18 protein-coding genes are annotated in these 16,850 nt (G+C 47.3%); 11 read left to right on the forward strand and 7 right to left on the reverse strand.

Going from position 1 to position 16,850, the window contains the following annotated elements:
- Positions 1 to 49 precede the first annotated feature (49 nt).
- The 11 genes from VNK96_03190 to VNK96_03240 all read left to right on the forward strand — a co-directional run bounded on the left by VNK96_03190 (position 50) and on the right by VNK96_03240 (position 11,388).
- Positions 50 to 586 carry a sigma-70 family RNA polymerase sigma factor gene (locus VNK96_03190; GenBank protein ID HWP30718.1) on the forward strand — a complete coding sequence of 179 codons (537 nt, stop codon included), beginning with the start codon at positions 50 to 52 and terminating at the stop codon, positions 584 to 586.
- A 41-nt stretch (positions 587 to 627) separates the two neighbouring features.
- Complete coding sequence (locus VNK96_03195) at positions 628 to 2,415, forward strand: POTRA domain-containing protein (GenBank protein ID HWP30719.1); 1,788 nt, start codon at positions 628 to 630, stop codon at positions 2,413 to 2,415.
- A gap of 22 nt (positions 2,416 to 2,437) precedes the next feature.
- Positions 2,438 to 3,070: an OmpH family outer membrane protein gene (locus tag VNK96_03200; GenBank protein ID HWP30720.1), complete on the forward strand. Its 633-nt coding sequence runs from the start codon at positions 2,438 to 2,440 to the stop codon at positions 3,068 to 3,070.
- A 69-nt stretch (positions 3,071 to 3,139) separates the two neighbouring features.
- On the forward strand, positions 3,140 to 4,180 hold the full coding sequence (locus tag VNK96_03205) for a hypothetical protein (GenBank protein ID HWP30721.1): 1,041 nt from the start codon (positions 3,140 to 3,142) through the stop codon (positions 4,178 to 4,180).
- Positions 4,150 to 5,193 carry a UDP-3-O-(3-hydroxymyristoyl)glucosamine N-acyltransferase gene (lpxD, locus tag VNK96_03210; protein HWP30722.1) on the forward strand — a complete coding sequence of 348 codons (1,044 nt, stop codon included), beginning with the start codon at positions 4,150 to 4,152 and terminating at the stop codon, positions 5,191 to 5,193. Before VNK96_03205 ends, lpxD begins: the two co-directional genes overlap by 31 nt.
- The gene (locus VNK96_03215; GenBank protein HWP30723.1) at positions 5,190 to 6,005 is read left to right on the forward strand and encodes a UDP-3-O-acyl-N-acetylglucosamine deacetylase; all 816 of its coding nucleotides are present in this window, start codon (positions 5,190 to 5,192) and stop codon (positions 6,003 to 6,005) included. Before lpxD ends, VNK96_03215 begins: the two co-directional genes overlap by 4 nt.
- Complete coding sequence (fabZ, locus tag VNK96_03220; protein HWP30724.1) at positions 6,006 to 6,443, forward strand: 3-hydroxyacyl-ACP dehydratase FabZ; 438 nt, start codon at positions 6,006 to 6,008, stop codon at positions 6,441 to 6,443.
- Entirely contained in the window at positions 6,440 to 7,228 is a 789-nt protein-coding gene (gene lpxA / locus VNK96_03225; GenBank protein HWP30725.1) for an acyl-ACP--UDP-N-acetylglucosamine O-acyltransferase, read from the forward strand. Before fabZ ends, lpxA begins: the two co-directional genes overlap by 4 nt.
- Positions 7,225 to 8,379, forward strand: a complete 1,155-nt coding sequence (locus VNK96_03230; GenBank protein HWP30726.1) for a hypothetical protein — start codon at positions 7,225 to 7,227, stop codon at positions 8,377 to 8,379. The genes lpxA and VNK96_03230 overlap by 4 nt, the downstream gene beginning before the upstream one ends.
- Positions 8,380 to 8,386: 7 nt before the next feature.
- Complete coding sequence (locus tag VNK96_03235; GenBank protein ID HWP30727.1) at positions 8,387 to 10,135, forward strand: ABC transporter ATP-binding protein; 1,749 nt, start codon at positions 8,387 to 8,389, stop codon at positions 10,133 to 10,135.
- A 2-nt stretch (positions 10,136 to 10,137) separates the two neighbouring features.
- Complete coding sequence (locus VNK96_03240; GenBank protein ID HWP30728.1) at positions 10,138 to 11,388, forward strand: ATP-binding cassette domain-containing protein; 1,251 nt, start codon at positions 10,138 to 10,140, stop codon at positions 11,386 to 11,388.
- Positions 11,389 to 11,487: 99 nt separating this feature from the next.
- On the opposite strand, the gene VNK96_03245 is transcribed toward VNK96_03240, so the two are convergent.
- The 7 genes from VNK96_03245 to rpsU are packed head-to-tail and all read right to left on the reverse strand — an operon-like array spanning position 11,488 to position 16,814.
- Positions 11,488 to 12,543, reverse strand: a complete 1,056-nt coding sequence (locus tag VNK96_03245; protein HWP30729.1) for an RNA 3'-terminal phosphate cyclase — start codon at positions 12,541 to 12,543, stop codon at positions 11,488 to 11,490.
- Positions 12,536 to 13,975 carry a hemolysin family protein gene (locus VNK96_03250; protein HWP30730.1) on the reverse strand — a complete coding sequence of 480 codons (1,440 nt, stop codon included), beginning with the start codon at positions 13,973 to 13,975 and terminating at the stop codon, positions 12,536 to 12,538. Before VNK96_03250 ends, VNK96_03245 begins: the two co-directional genes overlap by 8 nt.
- Before the next feature lie 10 nt (positions 13,976 to 13,985).
- Positions 13,986 to 14,693, reverse strand: coding sequence for a diacylglycerol kinase (locus VNK96_03255; protein ID HWP30731.1), 708 nt, complete (start codon positions 14,691 to 14,693; stop codon positions 13,986 to 13,988).
- Positions 14,686 to 15,042, reverse strand: a complete 357-nt coding sequence (gene ybeY, locus VNK96_03260; GenBank protein HWP30732.1) for an rRNA maturation RNase YbeY — start codon at positions 15,040 to 15,042, stop codon at positions 14,686 to 14,688. The genes VNK96_03255 and ybeY overlap by 8 nt, the downstream gene beginning before the upstream one ends.
- A gap of 16 nt (positions 15,043 to 15,058) precedes the next feature.
- Positions 15,059 to 16,312 (reverse strand): HDIG domain-containing protein, encoded by a 1,254-nt coding sequence (locus tag VNK96_03265; GenBank protein HWP30733.1) that lies wholly within the window; start codon positions 16,310 to 16,312, stop codon positions 15,059 to 15,061.
- Complete coding sequence (locus VNK96_03270; protein ID HWP30734.1) at positions 16,288 to 16,581, reverse strand: hypothetical protein; 294 nt, start codon at positions 16,579 to 16,581, stop codon at positions 16,288 to 16,290. Before VNK96_03270 ends, VNK96_03265 begins: the two co-directional genes overlap by 25 nt.
- 59 nt (positions 16,582 to 16,640) lie before the next feature.
- A complete protein-coding gene (gene rpsU / locus VNK96_03275; protein HWP30735.1) occupies positions 16,641 to 16,814 on the reverse strand; it encodes a 30S ribosomal protein S21 in 174 nt (57 codons plus the stop codon).
- Between the last annotated feature and the right edge of the window lie 36 nt (positions 16,815 to 16,850).

Consider the following 16,850-nt stretch of genomic DNA (forward strand, 5'->3'; position numbering starts at 1 on the left):
GCCTCGTGAACGGTCTAATGCAAAAAGACAGGGCTTTTTCGGAAGAGTCATGAGCACTGGGAATGATTTCGAAAAACTGGTGCTCGTCTTCGAAAGGCGTCTATACGCGCTTGCGATGAGACTGACCGGTAACCCTGAGGAATCTGCGGAAATGGTACAAGAAACATTCGTCAGAGCATACAAAGGTTGGAAAAAATTCAGGAAAGAATCACAAACCTATACTTGGCTGTATCGTATCATGATAAATCTCAATAAAGACAGGTTAGCAAGAATCGCACGACAAAAAGAACGGGAGGTTCCTATCGAAGCCATAAAGGAAATCGAAAAGAAAAGTGAATCGTTTACAACAACTGAAATCGAACCTTTGAAAAGTGTCGAATCGGAGGAATTACAAAGCCAGATTCAACAGGCAATAGACGCTTTGCCGACGGGGTATAAGGAATGCCTTGTTCTGAGAGAAGTGGAAGGGTTAACATATCAGGAAATCGCTGAAGTGATGGAAATTACGGAAGAGGCCGTGCGCAGTCGTTTGGCACGCGCTCGTCAACAAGTGCGACAGCGTTTGGCTCCGTATTTGAAGATTTGAATTTGAAGGTTTGAAATAGAACGATGCACAAGGAGGGTGCGATGCTGATAAAGAAAATTGTGTGGACGCTTTGTGTGGTGTTCTTAATATCACCGTCGTTCGCACAAGAAGAAGTCGTTGGTGATATCGTTATCCGAGGACTAACGAACATTAGCGAAACCGTCGTTCGCAATGTCATTCGTACGAAAGAGGGGCAAGTTTTTCAACAGAGTCAACTTGCACGCGACCGCCAAGCGCTGGAATCCTTGGGTGTTTTTCAAGACGTGAAGGTTTACGGAGTCTTTCTCAATGAAACACGAACGTGGCGTGTAATCGTAGAGGTCGTGGAATGGCCCCTTGTTCGCGAGGTGCGAATTTCTGGAAACACCCTCATTCCCGAAGAAAAAATCCGAAGCGTTTTAAAGATAAAAACCGGAGAAATCTTCAAACCGATTTACTTAGAAGAAGACGCATACGCAATTACGAAACTTTATCGAGATTCAGGATACATAGGACGCGTCGTCAAATACGAACCGGATGAGAGCAATCCTTCTGTTTTCGTTATCGAAATCGTAGAGACACGAGTGCGAGAAATCGAGTTTCAAGGTTTGACGAGAACGAAGCCATCCGTCATTCGTAAACTCATGGACACGAAAGAAGGAGACTTTTTCGACCAAAACAAATACGATGAAGACGTTTTGCGGATTTGGGAGACCCGTTGGTTCGACGATTTACAACCCGATACCCGAGAACCCAGTTTAGGACAAATTGATTTGATTTTCAATTTCAAAGAAGCGCGCACAGGTCTTTTCAACGTGGGTGCATCGGTGGACCCGAAAAATCGCGTCATAGGTTTTGTCAGTTATTCCGATTCGAATTTTAAAGGCACCGGAAAAGCGGTGAGCGTAAATCTTTCCCAATCTACACAAGGTCTGGGAACCGGAGTAACTCTAAATTACGCAGACAAATTCATCGATAACAAGCGTTCTTCTCTCGATATTAGCCTTTATTCTCGACCGACATTCGTATTCGGTGCTTCGCTTCTCGGGGGGGGAGATACGGAGTTGGAAGAGAATCAATTCTCGCAAAGAAAGACAGGCGGAAGCGTAACATTTTCGAGACCCCTACAGCGCAGGTTGCGCGGATTCATCGGGATAAAAGCAGAAAATACCGAAACGATTAATTTCGAATCGGAACCTGGAGAGGAATTCCTCAATCAAGAAGGCACGGTCGCAGCGCTTTCCATGGGATTCATAAGGAATCGCCGTGACAATCCCACTGACCCCGCATTAGGAGACTGGGCGAAAATTCTTATCGAGCCGAGTTTTTCGAACATCACCAGCGTAGGCGGCTCTACGACGGGTGACCCCATCATCGGAGAAAATTTCTTCACGCGAGTAAGCCTTGATTACCGAATGTATTTCAGCAAAGGCGCGAAAAGGACTTCTCGACAACTGACAGAACCACGAAAAGTATTGGCGGTTCGCTTTTATGGTGGAATCGTCTTCGGAGATACTCCGTTTTTCGAGCAGTTCTTCGCGGGGGGGGCATATGGCGTAAGAGGCTACCCCGAAGATAGGTTTTGGGGAAAGAAGATGCTGATGACCCAAATCGAGTACCGTTATCCTGTGCAGCAAACCATTAGTATAATTCCTTTCGTAGATTACGGGGGGGCATGGGACGGTTATCCAGGCGTCAACGACTTCACGCAATCCAAAGATATCGATTTACATCTCGGCTATGGCGTCGGAGTAGCAGTTAAAACCCCTCTCGGACCGATTCGCTTAGACCTCGGATTCGATACGAAAGGAAAAGGGCGAGTATATTTCCAATTTGGTTCGGTATTCTAAAGTCACACCAAAGGAGGCATCCATGAAAAAAGCTTATTACATTCTCGGTACAGCAATCGTTTTAGGGATATTTTTTCTCTCGAGTGCGCTCAACCAAGCACAACCTAAATTCGGAGTAGTAGACCTGTCTCGCATCGCAAACGATTCCAAATACGGGAAAAAGAAACAAGAAGAACTCAAAGCACAAAACAGGAAATACGAGGACGTACTTAATTTCATAAGGCAATACCCGTTCCTGTCAAAAACAGAAGTGACGAAATTGCGCGATCTGATGCTTGCAGATAAACTCACTCCTGAGCAACAAACAGAATTAGATGCCCTCAAGGCTTCTGGTCAGCGATTGCGAGAGGAATTCGACAAACTCGTAACTCTCCAAAACCCTAGCGAAGCAGAGCAAAAGCGACTGCAACAATTAGTGATTGCCAGAGAAGAAAATGCACGGCTTGGTAGCCAGTGGGAAAATACTTTTCGGATGAATTGGAATGAAATGTTCGAAAATGTTCGTAACGACGTTTATGCTAAAATACGTCAAGCGGTCAATAAACTCGGCAAGAGAGACGGTTATACGATTATTTTCGAAAGCAACACTGCCCCTTATGCGGCGAACGATGTTACAGATGCAACTCTCAAGATTATGGACCAAGACAATCCATAGCGACTGTAACGATGAATCGCCCCGAGGTTTAGAACGCCTGTCTTGCCTATCCATCTCGCGAAAACGAGAATGTTGCAACACTTGGAATATTCAAAATGGATATCTTATAAATATCGCATTCTTCCTTTTTCCATCCTTTGCATCGTTCTTTTATCGTTGTACAGTTGCACCACAGAGCAAAAAGCGGTGTGGATCGATTGGGAAAAAGTGCAACATGCCTACACCGTTCCGAAATCCGAATTTCATTTGCCTGCACCCGAGATCTACGCCCCCCCTGTTCGAAGACGAGTTCCTTCTCTCGTGATCCAACCTCGCCCATTCTCGGGAACGGAAGCGCGAAGAAAAAGTGCATTAGAACTCATGGAATCGGAACGCATGCGTATTGTGCGCGATTTGGAAACCGCTTATTTAGACCGCTTCATGATGGAAGTCGAGGCGACGAAAAATAAACTCCTCGACCAATTACACACCGAAGCAACTCAGCGCATCGAAGCCCTTATCGAAGAAGTGAGCCAATGGATACGAAATGAAGCACAGGAAGTAGGCGAAATCAAACTTCGCTTAGCATTAATCGAAGGTTATCCTAAACCTCGACCGAGAAACCCAGAGGTTTTGCGAAAATCGGCTGTCGAAAGGATGTGGGCGGAGGAAGCAGCCAATTTAAAACGCAGACTCAACGCACTCGACGAATCTTTCTCCACGAAACTCCAGGCTCGTTTAGAAAAAGAAAACATTTTTTGGGCATCCGAAATCACTCGAATCGAAGAACTCGTGAAAAAGACGAGATTGGAAGCCCAAACTGCAGCGAAAGCATTAGCACAGCAACGAATCGAAGAAACAGGAAGACTCCAACTCCCCGTGCTTTTGGATGAGGCAGAGCTGCAAAGAGAATCCCACCCAGAAATTCACGTCGAATTGCAAGGACTCTCCGTAAAACCTCGTTGGCGAGAGACACCTCTCACTCCGCCTCCCATAGATAAAATTTTGAAAACGAAACTCGACATTTGGCTCTCCGTTCACGGGTACAAACTGGCTAAGTCTCCTGAAGATGGAGAAGATAGAACTCTGGAGTTTATTGCGTGGCTGAACCAAAACAAGGTTGGACATTAGAAGAACTCGCCGAAATCTTAGGCGGAGAACTTTCGGGACCCTCAAACGTAATCATTCGCCGTCCTGTACCTGCTGGGCATAACGATGCCGAAGGTATCACTTTTGCAGAAAACGCGAAATATTTAGAACTGGTCGAAAAGTCCGATGTTGCAGCCGTGATTCTTCCTGAAAAAGGCTTGGAATCGAAAAAGCCCTCCATCCGATGTCGCGCTCCACGAGAAGCATTCGGGCGTATTCTCGCTTTGGTTGCGAAAGAACTACCGCTTGCAGAAGGTGTTCATCCGACTTGTGTCATCTCACCAGAAGCGCAAATAGACGAAGGGGCAGCCATCGGCGCGTATTGCGTTGTCGAATCAGGCACGAAAATTGCGCCCGGAGCCAAGATCTATCCTTTCTGCTACATAGGAGAGAATTGCCAAATAGAGGCAGGAGCGAAACTCTATCCTCATGTAGTGCTCTATAAAAACGTTCGAATCGGAGAACGCACGATAGTGCATTCTGGGGCGGTGCTCGGTGCGGATGGATTCGGTTTTTTTTGGGATGGCGAAAAGCGAAGAAAAATCCCGCAGGTTGGCTCGGTTGTCATCGGTGATGATTGCGAGATTGGAGCCCTCACAGCGATCGACCGCGCCACCGCAGGCGAAACTCTCATTCAGCGTGGAACGAAAATCGACAATCTCGTTCAAATTGCGCACAACGTAGAAATCGGAGAGCACTCTATCATCGCCGGACAAACCGGAATCAGTGGTTCTGCAAAAATCGGAGCACGAGTAACTATGGGTGGAAAAGTAGGAGTTCGCGACCACGTCAATATCTGTGATGATGTAAACTTAGGAGGAAGAACGGACGTCGTTAGCGACATTACGGAACCAGGAGATTATTGGGGAAGCCCGGCGAAAAATGCTCAAAAGCAAATTCGCCTTTTCATGCTTATCGAAAAACTCCCCGAACTAATGCAGCAACTCCGTAGATTAGAACAAGAAATCAAAGAACTTCAAAAGAAAATAAAATGACTTATCATTTTGCTTGCAAAACGTTGCGTAAAGAAGTCTTTTTCGAAGGAGAAGGCATTCACACGGGTTCGTTCTCTAAAATCGTAGTTTCACCAGGAAATAACGGAATCGGATTTTGGGTAGAAGGGAAACGCTATCCCGCGTCTCCTAACGAAGTTACGGACACGATGCGATGCATCACTCTCGGTCCTCTCCGAACGGTGGAACACCTGCTGAGCGCATTGGCAATCACAGAAATCACAGATGCAGAAATCGAAGTCGAGGGGGAAGAACTTCCGATTTTGGATGGCGGCTCTCTGGAATATACGCAAAAGTTGCTAGGATCTGGAATAGAAAACACAGGTAAGAAAAAATCGTTTTCTCTATTTAGCCGGGTTCATGTTAGAAACGGAGAAGAGAGCATCGATATTTCACTCGGAGAAGGCAAATGGCGATACGAATATGATGCAGGGGAACGCTTTCCCGGAAAATTGATTTTTACGATAGAACTCGATTTAAAGAACTATATCGAAGAAATCGCCCCGGCAAAAACATTCATCAACGAAGAAGAAATCGAAAAATTGCAAGCGAATGCAATGGGTTCGGGAGGAAGCGCGAAAAATACTTTAGTATTAGGTAAAGACAAATACATCACTTCGCATAGATTCCAAGACGAGCCTGCACGCCATAAGATGCTCGACTTGATCGGAGACCTCTATCTCACAGGAATTCCCCCCCGATTTCTCAACGTTTCTGCATCGAAAAGTGGACATCGACTGAACATCATTGCGGCGAAACGGCTGCAAGAACTATGCACATGGGAGCTGATGTAAATGGATATCAAAGACATCTTGAAAATTCTTCCTCATCGTTATCCGATGCTTTTAGTAGACCGCATCGAAGAATTGGAACTCAGGAAAAGAGTTCGTGGATACAAAAATGTCAGCGCAAATGAAGCGTTTTTCGAAGGGCATTACCCTGGGACGCCGATTATGCCCGGAGTATTGATTTTGGAATCTATGGCTCAAGTGGGATGCGTGATCATGCTCTCGGACCCTACCTTCGAAGGCTATTTACCCGTAGTCGTAGGTATGGACAACGTGAAATTCAAAAAACCTGTGCATCCGGGCGACCGTCTGACAACAGAAGCAGAAGTTTTATGGTTTCGAAGAAACCTCGGAGCAATTAAAACAGTAGCCACAGTAGATGGAGAAATAGTGGCAGAAGCAGAAATTAGTTTTAAAATTCTCAAAAACGGGGAAAACCTTTGACGGAAATTCATCCAACAGCTATCGTAGACCCTAAGGCGGAACTCGGAGAAGGCGTAAGAATAGGGCCCTTCGCCGTCGTCGAAAAAAATTGTGTAATCGGGAATCAGTGCGTTATCGAAGCCCATGCCGTCATCAAATCTTTCGTCTTTATGGGCGAAAGGAATTTTATCGGACATGGCGCTGTGATCGGAGGCGAACCGCAAGACAGAAAATACAAAGGAGAAGAAACCTACCTGCGCATCGGGAACGGAAATATTTTTCGCGAATTCGTAACGATACATCGCGCAAGCGGTGAAGGAAATGCGACTATCGTCGGAGACAACAACTTTTTGATGGCGTTTTGCCATTTCGGACACAACGTAAGAGCACACAATGATATAACGATTGCGAACGGTGTTGGCGTCAGTGGATATGTTACTATCGAAGACGGAGTAAATATCGGAGGAATGACGGGAATTCACCAGTTCGTCCGGATTGGAAAGTACGCAATGGTGGGGGGGATGTCGAAAGTCGTGCGCGACGTTCCGCCTTTCATGCTCACTGAAGGAACACCGTTAAGAGTATATGACATCAATACCATCGGTTTGAGGAGATTAGGAATTTCTCCCGAAGCACGATTAGCCCTGCACAAAGCCTGCAAATTGCTCTTCCGTTCCGCGATGGGGATGAGCCGTGCAATCGAAACCGTTAGACAGGAAGTTCCAATGACTCCTGAGGTGGAATATCTTTTGAACTTCTTAGAGAACATCGGACAAGGTCGTTACGGTCGCCAAGAGCAAAAGTGAATGACAAAAGCATTCTTATTTCCGCGGGAGAAGCGAGCGGAGACATTTTAGGGGGGGCACTCGTTGAAGAACTCCGATGCCGTGGATTCAGCGAGAGAATTTTCGCTCTGGGAGGAAAGAGCCTACGTGCGGCAGGAGCGGAAATCCTCGCAGATACGAGCGATTGGGGAGCGCTCGGTATCCTTCAATCTTTGAAAGTATCCCCACGAGTTTTTCGAGGTTATTCGCTCGCGAAAAAATGGATTGCATGCAACAAACCTGCCTTGGTCGTCGGAATCGATTTCGGGGCGATGAACGTGCGACTTTTACGTTACGCTAAAGAACAGGGAAGCAAAACTTTGTACTTTATGCCGCCCGGCTCATGGCGTAGAGATATACAAGGGGAAGATTTACCGAAAATAGCGGATAAAATCGCCACACCCTTCGAATGGTCGGCGAAAATCTTACGGGAAATGGGGGGGGATGCCGAATGGGTAGGACATCCTATCTTGCAACTCGTCGGTGAAGTGTCGCCCGTTGAACGAAAACATCTTGCACTGCTTCCAGGCAGCCGCAAACACGAAATCCTTTCGAATATATCGACAATTGCGCAGGTAATCAAGATTCTCGAAAGGGAAAACTTCATCGGACATCTCGAGACAACATCTGCTCCAAAGGTAAAGCCAGTTATCGTGTGCGCGCCGAATACCGATGAAAAATTTCTTCGAGATATTTGGAAACACCACTCCGATATGGATGTCGAAATTACGACCAGTCCGTCCATAGAAATCTTCAAGCGTTCTAGCGCAGCAATCGTTTGTTCAGGAACTGCGACTTTGGAGGCTGCTGTTTGCTTTACACCGATGGTGGTTTTATATAAAGGGAGTTTTCTAATGGAATTAGAATATCGCATTCGAAAACCGAAATTCGAATTCATCGCACTTCCTTCTATACTTTTACAAAAAAGAGTAGTTCCCGAATTTATCCAACGAGATGCAACTCCCGAGCGCATCGCTGCCGAAGCGAAATCTCTCATTCTCGAATCCGAAAAACGAAAAGAACAACTCGCTTCCTTCGAAGAACTTAGAAAATTATTAGGACCTGAAGATGCACTTTCACGGACGGCTCGTATCGCACTCGAACTGATAAATGCTCCTGAAGGGGTATCTTAAAAGAAACATGCTGTTGCGTCGGCTCGACTTCCGCTTCATCAAGCAGGTTAAAAAGCACTGGAAAGCTCTTCTTACAGGCTTATCTTGCACCGCAGCAGTCGGAGGATTAGAACTGCTTTCGATCGCTTTTATTTATTGGACGACGGACGCAATTGCGAAAGGGAATATCACTTTATTAGGGTGGCTCTGTATCGGCGTAGTCGGTTTATATATCGTGAAATACGGATTTACTTACGGGCAAACTTATTTTTTGAGTTTGGCTGCGCAAAACGTTACGGCAGATTTGCGACGTCAACTTTTTTCCAAATTGCATGATTTGCCGATGTCTTTTTTTAATCGCCAACGAGTCGGTGCGATTCAAAGCATTCTCACGAACGACGTCGCAGTATTGCAAAACGGAGTAAGTGCTATTCGCGATGTCGTGAGTTCACCGATACAAGTCATCGGAGGAATTGCGGCTTTATTTCTTCTGAGTTGGAAACTGGCACTCGTAGCTCTCTTAGGACTCCCCCCCATAGCAATCGCTATTCGATTAACCGCGAAGCGAGTGCGCCGCGCACAAGACGATGTACAGCAGAAACTTGCAGACATGACAGCGGTAACTCAAGAGTCTCTTTCCTCTGTGCGTGTCGTAAAGGCATTCGCAGCAGAGGAGAGAGAAAAAGAGCGATTCGGAAAAGAAGTTTTCGGGGCATTGAATTCCAGTATGCGCCTCGTGCGAAGAATTGCTACGCTAAAGCCATTAATCGAACTCATCGGGGCAGTCGCCCTCGCCGCAACGATGTGGTACGGCGGATACTTAGTCGCTTCGGGTGAAATGGTTTTGCCGGCGCTATTCGCTTTCGGCTTCACGTTGGATAAAATCGTGAGGGGGGCGACCGCAGTCGGGAACATTTTCAATACTTATAGTTCCGTAGCAGCCGCAACGGACCGTTTATATCGAGAGGTCATCGATGTCGAAACCGACATTCGCGAAATCGAAAGCGCGATCGTAATCCCCAACCCCAAAGGACGAATCGAATTCCACGATGTTTCCTTTACTTATCCCGATGGCACAGAGGCACTCAAAAACATCAGTTTTTGCATCGAACCAGGCACGAGTACCGCTCTCGTAGGACGCTCCGGAGCCGGGAAAAGCACGATCGCCGACTTGATTTTGCGATTTTATGACCCATCGAGCGGCTCCGTTTCTTTCGACGGAATCGATTTACGAAAACTCAAAATCACCTGGCTAAGACAACAAATCGGTGTAGTTCCGCAACAGACTCTGCTTTTTGCGGGCACGATACGTGAAAATATCGCTTATGGCAATCCGAATACTACCGAAGAAGAAATTCGACAAGCAGCATGCGCGGCACATGCTCATGATTTTATCGAGAAAATGCCAGAGGGCTACGACACACGACTCGGCGAACGAGGGGTTCGACTTTCGGGGGGGGAAATGCAGCGCATCGCCATTGCGCGAGCTCTTCTCATGAATCCGAAACTTCTTATTCTCGATGAGGCAACTTCCTCTCTCGATCCCATCAGCGAGCAACTCGTGCAAGAGGCGATTGACGAAATCATGCACGAACGCACCACGCTGCTGATTGCACATCGTCTCAATACTGCGGCGCGCGCGGACCAAATTATCGTGTTGAGTCGCGGGCGCATCGTCGAAATCGGCTCTCACCAACAACTCCTCGCCGCAAACGGCACATACGCTGGAATGTTCAGAGCCTTTAGCACGGGAGTTTTCGATGGAAGTCTCGATTGACCATGCTTCTCGAAGCGAAAAGCGTTTCTGCGAAATACGACGATACCCTCGTTCTAATAGATTTCGATTTCGAAGCGCGAGATGGTGAAATCGTTGCGCTTTTAGGACCGAACGGCTCCGGCAAAACGACATTATTGCGTTGCCTATCTCGCGTGCTTCAGCCGAGTGCGGGAAAAATTTTTATTGACGGCAACGATTTGTTTTCTCTCTCAGCACAAGAAGCATCCCGCCTCATTGCAGTTGTCCCTCAACAAGAGAACCCGGTCTTCGATTTCACGGTGTACGAAGTCGTCAAAATGGGTCGTTATCCGTGGAACGATTCGAATGAAGCACCTGATGCAGAAAGACTCCCCCCCGTAGAGGAAGCCCTCGAAGAAACAGGACTCACCGAGTTAGCACATCGTCCCATCAGTACGCTCAGCGGAGGGGAGAGGCAGCGAGTTTTGATTGCCCGTGCTCTCGCTCAAACGCCGAAAATCCTTTTATTAGATGAACCTACGGCGCATTTAGACTTCGGACACCAAATTTTATTTCTCGACATCATGCGAAAATATTCTCATAAAGGAAAAATTGTCGTAGCCGCGTTACATGACTTGAACTTCGCTTCTGCTCTCGCAAATCGCGCTGTTTTGATTTTCAACGGAAGAAAAGTTTGTGAAGGAAAAACCGAAGAAGTCCTTGCCAGTGAAGAACTCGAGCGGGTTTATGGAGCAAGCTTCACGAGAACGAGAGATCCTCTGACGGGGAAACTGAACATCGCACCGGAGTTGATTCCAGAACGTGCACAAACCGCACACCCCCTTCGCATTCATCTTATAGGTGGTGGGGGGAGTGCTGCAGCATTGCTCACAGAACTCTGGCAATTAGGCCATAAAATTTCTTTAGGCATAACCCACGAGTCGGATTCGGATTTCGTCGCCGCGAAACGGTTCGAGTGCCCCTGTGTAACAGCCCCCCCTTTCAGTCCATTCGACGAAAACCTACGTGCAGAGGCTCTCGCCTTGGCAAATGATGCCGATATCGTTATCCTTTGTGCTTCTCCTTACGGCAAAGGAAACATCGAAAACCTTCGATTGGCGGAAGACCTTCTGGAAAAAGGGAAAACCCTCTGGGTTTTGAAGCGCGAAGAAAAACCTTGGGATTTTACAGGGGGGGAAGCAACGAAAATAATCGAAAGGCTGTTGCAGCGTGGAGCGAAGAGCATAGAAAGCACAGACGTAGCGAAAAATCTCGAAACTTTCCGGCCTGGATAAAAATGCAATTTTTAATTATAGATTGACCAATTCTTGCTGTGCATTCTCTAAATGCACATTCTCATAATTTGGTTTTTGATCTTCTTGCGACGCTTATTCTCAAGGAGAGATGCGCACTTCTCCGGGTTCGCCCTCCTCTCCTAATATCGTAATCCTCGCCGGCATCATCTGCTTGATGACCCAAGCCGTCGTCAATAAGGTGCTCGTGATTCGAGAAGTCGTATACGCACACGGACTTCCTGAAAAAACCGCGGGAAGCAATATCTGGTCCGCCAAAAACTCGTCTGTGCCTTGCTCACCATTCAACCAATGCACGAAAGCATAATATGCCTCTTCTACGACTTCCTCGATGGGCTTACCGCGTTCCCCCAGAGACTGAGCCCCCCCGAATCCCTTTTCGCATTCTGCTGCAAAAGTCACTGCCGCTCCGGGCGTGGAAGAGCGCAGTTTTACGAATTCCGTTCGTATATTCAATCCGTCCTTGCGCGACAATTCATTGCAGCGAGCTACACCTCGCAACCCGACCGTCTCCTGTAATTCGCTCGTAACGATTACAGCGTGCAGTCCTATTTCCGAACCACGACGTGTAAAATCGAATCCATTGAGTGCACTCGGCTCGATTTCGAGCATGATTTCTCCTGCGCTTCGTGAATTGTAACCAGCAGATTCAATCGAAGACACAGCATAAATGCCGATTTTTTCCATTGCACGCAAAGTAACAAGGCGAAAATATTCGTAAGTCGGCGAGAACGGCACATGAGTCCCCCCCCTGCATTCCACGCGGCTCATCGCCCCTGCACGCGCTAACGGCGTCAAAAGACTCTGCAATACAATAACCGCACTCCCCGACTGCGAACCTTTCCCGATACGCGTTACATCTATCCGCTCGCGAACAGGTGCTATACGCTGTTTCGGCGCAAAATGTAAAACATCTCCTCCCAATTTCGCCACGACATCCGCCTTTGTCGCTTGCGCTAAGATATAAGAGATTGCCAAATCCACGCTATTCGTTCCCGGCTTCCTTAGCCCTCCCCTCGCATTGTGAATACTTACTGCTTGCCCCGTAAGAGCTGCCACACATAAAGCGGTGCGTATAATCGAGCCCCCCCCTTCACCGTGAGCGCCGTCTATTTCGATTGCCGTGGCTCTATGCACTCTCGCCCTCTTGAGCGCTTAACCGTCGGATTCGAACTTTTTTAATCCGACGGCCATCCGTCTCCAAAACCTCGAATTCCCAAACACCGTTTCTCATCGATTCGCCCACCTTCGGCTGACGTCCGAACATCCCGAAAACATATCCGCCAATCGTGTCGAATTCTTCGCTTTCTAAATTCGCTTTGATTTCATCGTTCACGTCTTCCAAATGCATTCTTCCGTCGCATATCCATTCGTTTTCGCCCGTTTTTTGAATGCCGCTTTCTTCGACGTCGTATTCATCCATGATGTCACCGACGATTTCTTCCACGACGTCTTCGAGGGTTACGATTCCCGCTGTTCCACCGAATTCGTCTTGCACGATTGCCATCTGCGTTTTTCCACTACGAAACTCACGCAATAGTTGATGTAAATCTTTACTTTCAGGAATAAAGTAAGCAGGCCTGATAATTTTGCGCAAGTCCGTTCCATTTCCTTCCATCAACGCTTTCAACACATCCTTTGCATGCACGATGCCCACGATGTGGTCTATGCTTTCTTCGTAGACGGGAATGCGCGTATGCCCCGTCGATTCGATGAGGCGAGCGACTTCTTTCGGCGTCGCAGTTACTTCTACTGCGTCTATATCCGTGCGAGGCGTCATGACCTCGCGTGCTACCGTGTCTCCGAACTCGATAACGGAATGCAACATTTCCCGTTCATCCTCGATGAGTTCCCCCGATTCCTCCGTCGCTTCTACGAATTCCCAAAGATCTTCTTCCGTAAGTACTGGGGGGGAAAACAATGGTCCCACACCGAGTCTCCTTGCAATCGGCGACTCCAAGCGATAGACCAACCATGTGAAAGGATAAAAAAGCACATAGAAAAACCGCAAAAAACGATATAAAGAAATTCCCCAACGCTCGGGATTCTTACGAGCAATCCCTCTGAATAACAACTCAATAAACAATAAATTTACTAAAGCGACTATAAAAAGCACGAAAAAGATACTCGCAAGAAGCCATCCCAAAGAAATTTCTTCTAAACCGGTAAACCAAGCCACTATACGAGGCGATGCCAAAACCGCCGCTGTGATAATGCCGACACGCGCAACTTGGAAACCTATCGTGCATGTCGCAAAATAAGATTGACGGTTGTCATAGAGATGTTGTAATTTTTCTCTTTCCTCGGTTGCTTCGATTTCCGCGATTTTCGCCCGTTTCAATCCCGACAAAGCCGCTTCAGAAGCATGAAAAAGCGCATTCAATATCATTAGAACGAGAATGACGAACAATGCGCCAGCCGCCTCTGCTGAAGAAACACTCCAACCTGCAGAGAGGAGAAAACTTCGTTCCGAACCATCGAATGCCGAAGCCGATGAAGCACTTATGAGAAACAAACCACTACTTAAATACGTTTGTTTTTTACCAATTGCTTTAAACAACCTTCTCATCGTTTTCATTTCAGCGTGCTCCGAATCCGAAAAGTACGATCGCAAGACCGGTTCCTAAAATAGCCCCTAGACCCAATTCCACCAAAGAATGCACCTTCGTTTCCCAACGACTCTGCGCAACCATCACGGCGAGCACAATCGCAATGGAAGAGACAACCATATTCCCGGAAAGAAAAACGATATAGAAAGCGAAGAAAAAAGCGAAAGCGGCATGTCCGCTCACGAGCCCCCCCTTGAAAACTTGTCCGCGTTTTCCTAACCCTTTAAAAATTACGATAAGCGCGAAAAGCATCAACAAACCTAAAAGAAATGTGCGCGTCAACGCCGTTTGACGTATCGGCGAGGTGAGGTGAAGGGCGATTTCTTCCCAACGCGCATCTCCTAATAAAAGAAGCAATGCCACGGAGACTGCTGTTACCGAGGTAATCAAAACGCCTCCTGCCGCCATATCCTTCGCCAATTTCGCCTGAGGATGATATCGAGGCTGCGCTAAATCAACGACCGCTTCGATCGCAGAGTTGAACATCTCCGCTACGACAACGAAACTAACCATAAACAAAATCACGATCATCTCTCGAAGACGCAAGTCCATGTAAATCCCGAGAAGAATAATCAAAACGACCGCATAAAGATGAAAGCGCATATGGCGCTGGGTCTTGAAAGCGTAAACCACACCGCTCATCGCCGTGGCGAAAGGCTTGATTAAATTCCTATGCATTTTTCAACCCTATCATTCGCATGACTTTCATCGTTTTTCGCATCATCTTCCGATATCCATTCTCCGTTTCATCTTCGTAACCCAATAAATGCAGCCCCCCATGTACGGCGAGGAAAGCGAGTTCGTATTCGAGGCTATGTTTTTTAGTTTTCGCCTGCATTGCTGCAATCGGCACACAAATAGAAATATCGCCTAAATAATTTTCCCGCGGAAACCCCCCCGATGGAAAACTCAACACATCCGTAGGTCGGTTCTTCCCGAGGAACTTTCTATTAAGTTCGCGTATTTCTTCTTCGTTCGTCAGAAGGACTGTGATTTCCGAAGGAGGTTGACTTTCAGATTCGAGCATCGTCGTAAGCGCTTTTTTAAGGATTCGGGTTCGCAGGCGTTTTCCCGACCGATTCACGATGGATATCCGATGTTTCGTCTTCAATACTTTCCCAAGTCGTTGTCGTATAGTCGATTCTCTCATGCCATACTGCGCTCAGTGTCGCCACGAATGAGTCTACAATCGTATGCAAATCACGAAACGTCAATTCTGAATCATCTAACTGCCCATCCTCGCGCGCATCTTGGACGATTTCTTGAATATAGGTTCTTAGTCTTCCAGGATTAAAATTCGGAAGGGTTCTCGTCGCCGCTTCCACTCTATCTGCCAACATCAATATCGCAGTCTCTTTGCTTCTCGGCTTCGGACCGGGATATCGAAAATGCTGTTCTAAAATCGGATCTTCTGCGCCTGTATCTTTCGTGTATCGCGAATAAAAGTAACTGATTAAACTCGTTCCGTGGTGCTCTGCAATCGCATCGCGTATCGGCTGAGGAAGTCGGTATTTCTCCGCTAATTGAAGGCCGTCCTTTACATGTGTGCTGATAATGCGCGCACTTAGAGCCGGCATTAATTTTTCGTGAGGGTTTTCTCCCACTTTATTCTCGATGAAAAAAGAAGGACGCTTCATTTTCCCGACATCGTGATAATACGCCATCGCCCTGCATCGCAACGGATGCGCTCCGATTGCCCGCGCCGCATGCTCCGCTAAATTCCCCACCATAACGCTATGCGCATAAGTTCCGGGTGCATGAGTCATCAGTTCCAAAAGAAGAGGATGGTCTGGGCTGCAAAGTTCCAATAAGGTCGTGTCGGAAACGACGTTGAACGCTTTCTCGAATGCAACGAGACCGAACCAATACAACGCGAGCGCGAACACGCTTGCAATAACTCCCCAGCCAGCGGATAAAAGCGCAGTTTGAAAAGAAAACGAATTGAGCATTGCAAACGCATAAGAAACGACAAAAAAGGCGGCAGCTAAATAGTATGTCGTGCGTAGCAAATGACTCCGTTGCCGCATCGGATTGATCCAATGCGCCCCGAACATCGTTGCCAGCCATGTCCCTATAAGAAGTTTCGGATCGAGGATTTGGGTCGCTATCGCTCCTAAAGTAGCGAGTGTCACGATTAATATGCTTTGCCGTAATCCGATGAGACTACTCGCTAAAAGACCTAAAGCGAGCATGGGAGCGGATGCAAGAGGAGCGACTTCGGGCGTCTTCCCCCCCTCGAACGGTAGCGCATAACGTGCAATTTGCATTCCCGCTATCCCCAAAAAACCATGCTCCATGATAAACGACACGCTGTCGGGACATCAATTTCATCTTTGCTGTCAGAGCGGATATAAATGCGAACGAGCACCATTCCCGCTAAACATCCGACAAAAAGCGATATCGCCCATACCGAATCGAATGGAGGAACATGATGCGCAAGAAAAGCCAGCGTTAAGATGAGCGCACCCGAGAAATACCAAAAACCAGACAAGGAAATTTTAATGATGCGGCTTTGTAAAAGACCGGTCTTAGATAAAAGTTTTAGAGAAAGGCGTGTCGTGCTCATCGGTGCCTCCTTTAGGAGGCGGTTACGAAAACGAGAACGGAATTGCGCTTCATGCTGGCTTACTTTATGCGACGTGGACGCCGGTTGCTCGTACGGCGTTTCCTTTCACTCGGTTTCTCGTAGTGCATGTGCTCCTTGAGTTTCTTGAGAAGACCACTCTGCTGGAGTTTGGTGTTGAAGCGCTTGAGAGCGCTGTCTATGCTTTCGTTAGGTTGTACGATGACTTCAATCAATTCTCGTTCTTCTCCTGGAAGACTGCAATTAGTATA

The organism is Fimbriimonadales bacterium (assembly GCA_035559795.1).
Lineage (GTDB): Bacteria > Armatimonadota > Fimbriimonadia > Fimbriimonadales > ATM1 > DATMAR01.